Below are 9424 nucleotides of genomic sequence, written 5' to 3'. Positions count from 1 at the left end.
ACGGCGGCAACTCCGGTGGCGACAGCGGCACCGGCGGTTCCACCTCCGGCGGCAGCGTCTCCGGCGGCTCCACCGACGGCGGCTCCGGCACCGGCGGTTCCGGCAGCACCGGCGGCTCCACCGACGGCGGCTCCAGCAGCACCGGCGGTAACCACACCGGCCCCGAGGGCGGCAACAACAACGTCCCCCAGGGCGAGGGCTCCTCGGCGCTGACCGAGACCGGCTCCGACAACACCACGGCCCAGGGCGGTGACAAGCAGCTCGCCGAGACCGGCGCCGGTCAGACCGCGTTCCTGCTCGTCGGCGCCGCCACGATGATCGCCGGCGGCATCGGCTTCCGCGTGCTGCCGCGCCTGGTGAGCGGCCGGGGCGCCGCCGCCTGACGGTGACCGCACGGTCACCCAGCGCACGCGCGTGACACACGTAAGGGCCCGGAGCCTGGCGCTCCGGGCCCTTTACGACGCTTCGGCGGGCTCGGTCACCCGGTCACGCGGTCTGGTGCGCCAGCAGCGCCACCGCGGCGATCAACACCGCCAGCAGCGCGATCAGCGCCATCGGGTTCAGCCCGTTCAGGCCCCCGAGGAAGCCCTCCTGCTGCAGACGCTCGCGGTTGGCACGGCACACCGGGCACCGGCCCTCACTCACGGGCGCCGCGCAGTTCGCGCACACCAACCGGTCGTACGTCATGCGCTCGCCCTCCTTGCACCGGCCATCACACGTACAACGCTCGCGGGGACGAGAACGTTCCCCCGCGTTCCCGGTCTCCCGCGCTTTCCTTCCACTGTGCCAGGTTCCCGCGGCGTGCGCGCGGGGCCTCCGGGAACAGGGCCGCGGCAAGGGGCCGGTACAAAAACGTACAAGTCTTGCCCAACCTCAACCCGCGCCTGCACGTGCACACCCGGTTCGCGTATGGTCACGCTCATCTACCCCCGGCGACCCGTGGTGCATCCGTGATCCGATTCGACAACGTCTCCAAGGTCTACCCCAAGCAGACCCGCCCCGCACTCAGGGATGTCTCCCTGGAGGTGGAAAAGGGCGAGTTCGTCTTCCTCGTGGGGTCCTCCGGCTCCGGAAAGTCCACCTTCCTGCGGCTCATCCTCCGCGAGGAGCGGTGCAGCCACGGCCAGGTGCACGTGCTCGGCAAGGACCTCGCGCGCCTGTCCAACTGGAAGGTGCCGCAGATGCGCCGCCAGCTGGGCACGGTCTTCCAGGACTTCCGGCTGCTGCCGAACAAGACGGTCGCGGAGAACGTGGCCTTCGCGCAGGAGGTCATCGGCAAGTCCCGCGGCGAGATCCGCAAGTCCGTGCCGCAGGTGCTCGATCTCGTCGGGCTCGGCGGCAAGGAGGACCGGATGCCGGGCGAGCTGTCCGGTGGTGAGCAGCAGCGCGTCGCCATCGCGCGCGCGTTCGTCAACCGGCCGAAGCTGCTCATCGCCGACGAGCCCACCGGCAACCTCGACCCGCAGACCTCCGTCGGCATCATGAAGCTGCTCGACCGCATCAACCGGACGGGCACCACCGTCATCATGGCGACGCACGACCAGAACATCGTGGACCAGATGCGCAAGCGCGTCATCGAGCTGGAGAAGGGCCGCCTCGTCCGCGACCAGGCCCGCGGCGTCTACGGCTACCAGCACTGACCGCACCAGCACCCAGTTCCGGAAAGGCCTGAAGAACCCGCCATGCGCGCCCAGTTCGTCCTGTCGGAGATCGGTGTCGGTCTCCGCCGCAATCTGACGATGACCTTCGCCGTCATCGTCTCCGTCGCCCTGTCCCTGGCCCTCTTCGGCGGCTCGCTGCTGATGAGCGACCAGGTGAGCACCATGAAGGGCTACTGGTACGACAAGGTCAACGTCTCGATCTTCCTGTGCAACAAGCACGACGCGGAGAACGACGTGCACTGCGCCAAGGGCGCGGTCACCGAGGACCAGAAGAAGCAGATCCTCGCGGACCTGCGCGGCATGCCGGTCGTCGAGAAGGTGACCTACGAGTCGCAGGACGAGGCCTACAAGCACTACAAGGAGCAGTTCGGCAACTCCCCGCTGGCCGGCTCGCTGACGCCGGACCAGATGCAGGAGTCGTACCGGATCAAGCTCAAGGACCCGCAGAAGTACCAGGTGATCGCCTCCGCGTTCAACGGGCGGGACGGCGTGCAGTCGGTGCAGGACCAGAAGGGCATCCTGGACAACCTCTTCCAGCTGCTGAACCTGATGAACCGGGGCGCGCTCGGCGTGATGGCGATGATGCTGATCGTCGCCCTGCTGCTGATCGTCAACACCGTGCGCGTCTCGGCGTTCAGCCGCAGGCGCGAAACCGGCATCATGCGCCTGGTCGGTGCCTCGGGCTTCTACATCCAGGCGCCGTTCATCGCCGAGGCCGCGGTCGCCGGGCTCATCGGCGGCGGCCTCGCCTGCGTGGCGCTCGTGCTCGGCCGGTACTTCACCATCGACCACGGCATGGAGCTGTCGCAGAAGCTCACGCTCATCAACTTCGTCGGCTGGGACGCGGTGTTGACCAAGCTGCCGCTGATCCTCGCGACCAGTGTGCTGATGCCGTCGCTGGCGGCGTTCTTCGCGCTGCGCAAGTACCTCAAGGTGTGACGCATGCCAACGGGGTCGTACGGGCGTCCGGCCGTACGGCCCCTTCGCGTTGCCCTAGACTCGCCGCCATGTCAGGCCGTGACCTGTTCTGCCAGCCCCGCCGCAACCGCCGTGGGGCCGCCCTGACATTGGTCTTCGCCGCTGTGCTGATCGCCGGCGCCGCCACCGGCTCGTTCCCGGAGCCGGACGGTCCCGCCCCCAAGTCCGCGGCCGGACCGGCGGACGCGGCCGGCCGGCACGAGGCCGTCGAGCGGGCCGCCGCCGAGGCGATGGCCGACGGCAAGTCCCCGACGGAGGCCGCCGAACGGGCCGTCAGCCGCAGCGGGGACCGCTGGGCCGCGGTCTACTCCGAGGGCGAGTACGAGGAGTTCCAGGACGCGCTCGACGGCCGCTACACCGGTGTCGGCCTGTGGGCGCGGCAGGAGGCGGACGGCCGGATCGCGGTGACCCGGGTGCAGCCCGGATCGCCCGCCGCCGACGCCGGGATCCGCCCCGGCGACCGGCTGCGCAGCGTCGACGGCAGCACGGTCGACGGGCGGCCGGTCACCGAGGTGGTCGCCTTGCTCCGCGGCGACGCGCTCCGCGGCGACACCGAGGACGCCCCGGCCGGTACGACGGTCACCCTCGGCCTCCAGCGCGGCACCCGCGCGTGGACCGAGACCCTGCACCGGGCCCGGCTGTCCACCGACTCCGTGACCGTGCGCCGACTGCCCGGCGGGGTCACCGTCCTCAAGATCGCCGCCTTCACCAAGGGGTCCGCCGACGCGGTCCGCGAGCGTCTGCGCACCACCCCGGCCGACGGCGGGACCGTCCTCGACCTGCGCGGCAACTCCGGCGGCCTGGTCACCGAGGCCGTGGACACCGCCTCCGCGTTCCTGGACGGCGGCCTGGTCGCCACCTATGACGTCGACGGCGTCCAGCGCGCCCTGCACGCAGCCCCGGGCGGCGACACCGGCCGCCCCCTGGTCGTCCTCGTCGACGGCGGCACCATGAGCGCGGCCGAGCTGCTCACCGGCGCCCTCCAGGACCGGGGGCGCGCGGTGGTGATCGGCTCCCGCACCTTCGGCAAGGGCTCCGTCCAGATGCCGACGAAACTCCCCGACGGCTCGGTGGCCGAGCTGACCGTCGGCCACTACCGCACCCCCTCCGGGCACACGGTCGACGGCCGCGGCATCACCCCCGACCTGGAGGCGGGCGGGCGGGCCCTGGAACGGGCCAGGACGGTCCTCACCGGCCTCGGCGACCCCTCGTAGCCACCGCCCGCGGTCATGTAAATCGGCTGTACGCACACCCCCTGTGTGGTGCGAAAATGGGCGGCACTATGAGCAAGGGAATGTACGTACCGAAGGAGTCCCAGCCCAAGCAGGGCGGCGGGGCCGCCAAGGCCAGGGACGGCGAGAAGGGCGGCAAGCGCAAGATCGTCGCCCAGAACAAGAAGGCCCGGCACGACTACGCGATCATCGACACGTACGAGGCCGGGCTCGTGCTCATGGGCACGGAGGTCAAGTCGCTGCGCGAGGGGCGGACCTCGCTGACCGACGGCTTCGTCCAGATCGACCGGGGTGAGGCGTGGCTGCACAACGCCCACATCCCCGAGTATCACCAGGGCAGCTGGACCAACCACTCCGCACGCCGCAAGCGCAAGCTGCTCCTGCACCGCGAGGAGATCGACAAGCTGGAGTCGAAGTCCCAGGAGACGGGACACACGATCGTGCCCCTCGCCATCTACTTCAAGGACGGCCGGGCGAAGGCCGAGATCGCTCTCGCACGGGGCAAGAAGGAGTACGACAAGCGGCAGACGCTGCGGGAGAAGCAGGACCGGCGGGAGTCGGAACGGGCGATCGCGGCGGCGAAGCGCAGGCAGCGCGGCATCTAGCCGGCCGGCCACCGGGAATAGGCTGGCATCGTCGTGCGTTGGTCACGTACGATGGCAGGGCACTCCACAGAGGGTGCGCGTGCCCCCTCCACGGAGGGGATTGAAAAATCAACATGGGGATGATCGGTTTCGACAGCGGTTGTCGAAGCAGGGGAAGCGTGTCGAGGAAGCGGCAATGATCTCGTAAACCATATGTCGCAAAAAATAATCGCCAACACCAAGCGCGATTCCTTCGCCCTCGCTGCCTAAGTAGCGACTCGCGAAGTGTCAGCCCGGGGCTGTTCCCGACCCGGATCCTGGCATCAGCTAGGGAACTAAACCTCTAGACCCGGTCACGGGGTGTAGAGGGAAATCAAACAGTGACTGAGCCCGTCGGAGACTTGTCCGCGTGATCTCCGGGGCCGAGAAAATCGCAGCGGACTGCACACGGAGAAGCCCTGGTTCTGCACCGTTGGACGCGGGTTCGATTCCCGCCATCTCCACGATCGGGAGGCTCCCGAGCCTCCTTCACCCATGTGGGCGAAGGCCCCGCCGCTCCGCGCGGCGGGGCCTTCGTCATGCCCGCGCCGGGTCCTGTGCCTGCGCCGGATCCTTCCAGCCCTCGTCCAGCAGCCCCGGATCGGGCAGCTCCCCCTCGAAGGGGGCGGCCGTCACGAAGTTCGGACCGACGGTGAGCCGCAGACGGTCGCTCAGCTCGACGGTCACGAACGACTTGGTGCCCGCCACCACCCCGCGGAACGCCTCCAGCGCGGGCTGCGGCACGACCAGCCGCTCGGCGTGGTGCGGCACGGAGAAGGTCTCCGTCCCGGAGGTCAGCCGGCCGCGGGACCCGCCCGAGCGGTGCCCGGAGCGCAGCGGCCGGCGCACGCCCGGGTACAGCGCCGCGTACAGGCCGGCGAAGGTGTTGAGGTGCGCGAGCCCGGCCGCGGTCAGCCGGCAGACGGCGACGTCCTCGACGTACCGCCGTTCCACCAGGTGGGGCGGCAGCAGCTCGGCGTCCGCGGAGAGCAGCTTCGCCACCGCCCACAGGCCGCCCTCGGCCCGGGACGCGTGTGCCTCCACGTTGAACAGGTCCACCAGCAGCTGCCAGAAGGTGGACGGCTGGGCGTTGCGGTGGAACTGCTCCATCCGCGGCACGATGCGGTTCAGCTCCCGGGCGTAGATCTGCGTCCAGCGCTCCAGGGCCCGCTGGGCGTTGGCCTGCCGGTCCCGGTCGGTGTCGAAGTCGGCGATCACCCGTTCCCGTTCCGCCCGGACCCGGGTCTGCCGCAGCTCGCCCAGTTCGTGGGTGAGGACCCGCCGGGTGCGCTGCACGGGGCGGCCGTAGGCGGCGGCCAGCTCGATCAGGACCGGGTCGTCGGGCGCCGGACCCTTCCACGGCCCCGGTGCGGGCACGTACCGCTCGGCCAGGGCCTCGATCAGCTCCGCGGCCCGCTTCTGGCGCCGGCGGACGGCCGGGGTGCGGTTGACGGCGCGTTCCAGGGTGGCGCGCGGTATGCCGAACAGGGCCGCCACCTCGTCGAGGAAGCGCGGGCGCCGGCTGGGCACGATGCCCTCGTTCTCGAACCGCCGGTAGTTCTTCGGCGAGACCCCGAGCGTGTCCACCACGTCCCGGGCCCGCAGCCCGCAGGCGCGCCGCACGTCGGCGATGGCCCAGGAGGCGCGGCGCTGCGGGTTCATCAGGGCGGAGGGGTGGGTGCCGAGCGCCCGGGCGAGGGCGCGGACCCGGGGCGGGTCTGGCACTCGGTGCCCGTTCTCGTAGGCCAGGATCTGCGCTTTGGTGGTGCCGACGGCCCGCGCCAGTTCCTCCGCCGTCATGGCGACCGCGCCGGGGCGGGCGTGCCGGTTCATGCGGAGCGCGCGCAGCTCGGATGGGCTGAAATCGGCCAGTCCCCGTGCCATGCCCGTCTTCATCCTCCTCGGGAGGACCACTTTAGGGGTACCATTCCTGGGCCACGGCCACGTCACATCGTCCGAGGGCGGGAGCAACTGACCTGGTTCGCTTTGCTTTTAGGCGGCTGAACTGGTGGATGCGCCCGCTGAAATGCGCGAGGTTGGACGACGTCGGGCCCAGGTAGGTGACTGCGGTCCACGTAGATCGGTTGTGAAAGTGGCCCTGGCCCCCACGGTTCTCAGTCCGTTGGCGGGGGCACAGGGCCGGCGTGTGGGAGCGAGACCCCCGAGGGCCCCCTGTTGCAGCAGGGGGCCTTCCGCCGTCAGAAGAGACTTTCCAGCTGGTGTCGCAGCCAGGCACCCAGTGCCTGGAGCGCCAGCCAACCGAAGATCCTCCTGCCGGTCTTCCGGTTGTCACGCCCGCCGCCGTCGGGCGGGTTGTCCACGCGCACACCTCCTCTCGGTCGCGGGGCGATCGGCCCCGATCGGGCGAACCGATCGCGAAGTGCGCCACGAGAGTGGATGTTGGGATGAGCCTACCGGGTCACACGCGTCACGCTGGCCGAGTTGCCGGTGCGTCGGACGACAACTCTCATGACGCATTGTCGATTTGACGACTAGTCACTTGTCCCGCTTCTCCGCCGACCGCCGAAGCGGCCCGCCGGCGCACCGGGTGGTGCACGGGGCCCTGGACGGTTGTCGCAGTTCACGGCCGTTACGGGTGCGTCAGGGGGGCGGTGTGGGCGGGGCGTGTGGGTACGCCGGCTGGCGGGTGTCACCGTTTCCGGTCGTAGACGAAATCCGATCGTGTGGGATCGGTCACGTAGATAACGATCCGCTTACTTTCGATCGCCGTCCGTAATGCTTCGCGCGTCGACCAACTCCGGTACGGATCTTGACCTTTGCGCCGCCTCCGCGACCCCGTGGACGAGCAGCGCCAGCGTGGCCGCCGCGGCCGGTACGGCGAACGCGGTCACCCGCGAGACGTGCTCCGCCGCCCAGCCGCCCGCCGCCGAACCGCAGGCGATCCCGGTGAGCAGCCCGGTCACCATCAGGCTCATGCCCTCGTTCAGCCGGTCGGCCGGGGTGCGCCGCTGCACCAGGGTCATCGCCGTGACCATGGTGGGCGCGGTCGCCATGCCCGCGACCAGCAGCGCGCCGGCCAGCACCAGGAGCGAACCGGTACCGGCCGCCGCCCAGGGCAGGACCATGAGGACGGCCATGGCCGCCAGGCACCGGGTGAGCCGGGGACCGGTCGGCTTCAGCGCCCCGTACGCCAGCCCCGCCGCGCACGAGCCCGCCGCCTGGAGCGCGAGCACGGCACCGGCCGCCGCGCGCTGCCCCCGCGCGTCGGCGAACGCGATCGTGGCCACCTCCATCGCGCCGAACACCACGCCGGTGGCCGTGCAGCACGCCAGCAGCGGCAGGAGGGCGCGGCTGCGCAGCGGCGACGGCGCCGTCGAGCGGGCCCGCGGCGGCGGCTCGGTGGCCCGCTGGGCCGTGAACAGCAGCATGCCGGCGAGCAGCAGCACCGCCGCCGCGAGTGTGCCCGCCTCCGGGAAGAACGTGCCGGTCAGGAAGGACGCCAGCACCGGACCCAGCATGAAGCACAGCTCGTCCGCGGCCTGTTCGAAGGCGTTCGCGGTGTGCAGCGCCCCGGGCTCGTCGCGCAGCAGATGGGCCCAGCGGGCGCGGGACAGGCCGCCGATGTTGGGGGTGGCCGCGATGCCGGTGTAGGCGGCGAACAGGGTCCAGTCCGGGGCGTCGTAGCGGACGCACAGCAGCAACGCGAGGCTGCTCAGGACGGCGACGACGGTGGCCGGCAGCGCGATGCGGGCCTGCCCGTGCCGGTCCACCAGCCGCGCCAGCCACGGCCCGGCCACCGCGGTCGCCGCCAGCCCGGTCGCGGAGACCGCGCCGGCGAGGGCGTACGACCCCCGGGAACCGGCGATCATCACGACCGCGCTCACGCTGAACATGCCGACGGGGAGGCGGGCGAGGAGGTTGCCGGCGGTGAAGGCGCGGGCGCCGGGGAGGGCGAACAGGCGGCGGTATCCGCGCGCCGCGGCTATGAGCGAGGTCATGGATCCACCGTCGCCGAGAGTGGATCAAGGGGTCCAACACCTTTCGCGGGCCGATTGACGCACCCGCGTTGTAAATTCGCGGGCATGTCCGCCCCCGCCCACATAGACCCCCGCCTGCTGCGCGCCTTCGTCGCCGTCGCCGAGGAACTGCACTTCACCCGGGCCGCGGCCCGCCTGTACATCGCCCAGCAGGCGCTCAGCCGGGACGTACGGCGGCTGGAGCGGGAGCTGGGCGCCGAGCTGTTCGTCCGCACCACCCGGCAGGTCACCCTGACCCCGGACGGCGAGCGCCTGCTGCCCCACGCGCGCCGCGTCCTCGCCGCCCAGCACGACCTGCTCGCCGCGTTCGCCGCCGGCCAGGCCCGCCCCCTGCTGGTCGACCTCAACACACCCGGCCTGGTCACCGGCCGCCGCGTCCTGCACCGGGCCCGGGAACTCGCCCCCGACTGCGAGCTGATGGCCCGCTACGAGAGCGGTCTCACCGGGGCCGCCGCCGACCTGCTGGCCGGCCGCCTCGACGTTTCCTTCGGCCGGTTCGCCGGCCTCGACCCGGCGCTCCGCTCCGGCCTGGAGCAGCAGCCGGTGCGGTACGAGCCGATGGCCGTCGTCCTGCCCGAGGACCATCCGCTGGCCGCATCGGCGCAGGTGCCGCTCGCCGCGCTGGCCGGGGAGGCGGTGTACGCCGGGGCCGGCAACCCGCGCACCCCGGAATGGACCGACCTGGCCCGGCGGCTCTTCGAGGGCCGGGGCATCCGGCTCGCCCCGCCGCTCCCGCTGGCCGTGGGCGACGAGGAATTCACCCGCGTCATGGCGAAGACCCGGAACCCGGTCCTCGCCGTCGTGGACTTCCCGCCCCACGCCGGCACGGTTCGCCGCCCCCTCGTCGACCCCGTTCCGCTCGCCCCGGTCTCCCTGGTCTGGCGCAAGGGCCTGGTCCACCCCGGCCTGACCGCCCTGCGGACGGCGGTCGC

At 71.5% G+C, this 9424-nt stretch carries 9 protein-coding genes, 1 other RNA gene and 1 pseudogene; 7 read left to right on the top strand and 4 right to left on the bottom strand.

The window, feature by feature from the left end:
* Positions 1-383: pseudogene (locus tag CCN44_RS28225) on the top strand (hypothetical protein); the annotation flags it as partial.
* Between the two features lie 103 nt (positions 384-486).
* On the opposite strand, the gene CCN44_RS28220 reads toward CCN44_RS28225, so the two are convergent.
* Entirely contained in the window at positions 487-687 is a 201-nt protein-coding gene (locus CCN44_RS28220) for a hypothetical protein (protein ID WP_059249830.1), read from the bottom strand.
* A gap of 263 nt (positions 688-950) precedes the next feature.
* Here CCN44_RS28220 and ftsE point away from each other — a divergent pair, with 263 nt between their 5' ends.
* The 5 genes from ftsE (at position 951) to ssrA (ending at position 4961) form a co-directional block, all read left to right on the top strand.
* A complete protein-coding gene (ftsE, locus tag CCN44_RS28215) occupies positions 951-1640 on the top strand; it encodes a cell division ATP-binding protein FtsE (protein WP_055707746.1) in 690 nt (229 codons plus the stop codon).
* A 42-nt stretch (positions 1641-1682) separates the two neighbouring features.
* A complete protein-coding gene (gene ftsX / locus CCN44_RS28210) occupies positions 1683-2600 on the top strand; it encodes a permease-like cell division protein FtsX (RefSeq protein ID WP_059249829.1) in 918 nt (305 codons plus the stop codon).
* Positions 2601-2668: 68 nt separating this feature from the next.
* A complete protein-coding gene (locus CCN44_RS28205; RefSeq protein ID WP_208639853.1) occupies positions 2669-3853 on the top strand; it encodes a S41 family peptidase in 1185 nt (394 codons plus the stop codon).
* An 80-nt stretch (positions 3854-3933) separates the two neighbouring features.
* Positions 3934-4476: an SsrA-binding protein SmpB gene (gene smpB, locus CCN44_RS28200; protein WP_059249827.1), complete on the top strand. Its 543-nt coding sequence runs from the start codon at positions 3934-3936 to the stop codon at positions 4474-4476.
* A 115-nt stretch (positions 4477-4591) separates the two neighbouring features.
* Positions 4592-4961: a transfer-messenger RNA gene (gene ssrA / locus CCN44_RS28195) on the top strand.
* 70 nt (positions 4962-5031) lie between these two features.
* Here ssrA and CCN44_RS28190 read toward each other — a convergent pair.
* The 3 genes from CCN44_RS28190 to CCN44_RS28185 all read right to left on the bottom strand — a co-directional run bounded on the left by CCN44_RS28190 (position 5032) and on the right by CCN44_RS28185 (position 8453).
* Positions 5032-6378, bottom strand: a complete 1347-nt coding sequence (locus CCN44_RS28190) for a helix-turn-helix transcriptional regulator (protein ID WP_158103158.1) — start codon at positions 6376-6378, stop codon at positions 5032-5034.
* Positions 6379-6692: 314 nt separating this feature from the next.
* Positions 6693-6815, bottom strand: coding sequence for a hypothetical protein (locus CCN44_RS47480; RefSeq protein ID WP_260335131.1), 123 nt, complete (start codon positions 6813-6815; stop codon positions 6693-6695).
* 393 nt (positions 6816-7208) lie between these two features.
* Positions 7209-8453, bottom strand: coding sequence for an MFS transporter (locus tag CCN44_RS28185; RefSeq protein ID WP_237482388.1), 1245 nt, complete (start codon positions 8451-8453; stop codon positions 7209-7211).
* Between the two features lie 84 nt (positions 8454-8537).
* Here CCN44_RS28185 and CCN44_RS28180 point away from each other — a divergent pair.
* The coding region (locus tag CCN44_RS28180) for a LysR family transcriptional regulator (RefSeq protein WP_086700614.1) at positions 8538-9424 on the top strand (887 nt) is incomplete at its 3' end.

This window comes from Streptomyces tricolor (assembly GCF_002155905.1).
Classification (GTDB): domain Bacteria; phylum Actinomycetota; class Actinomycetes; order Streptomycetales; family Streptomycetaceae; genus Streptomyces; species Streptomyces tricolor.
The sequence above is the reverse complement of the archived record's forward strand: the minus strand, read 5'-3'. Positions and strand labels throughout refer to the sequence as shown.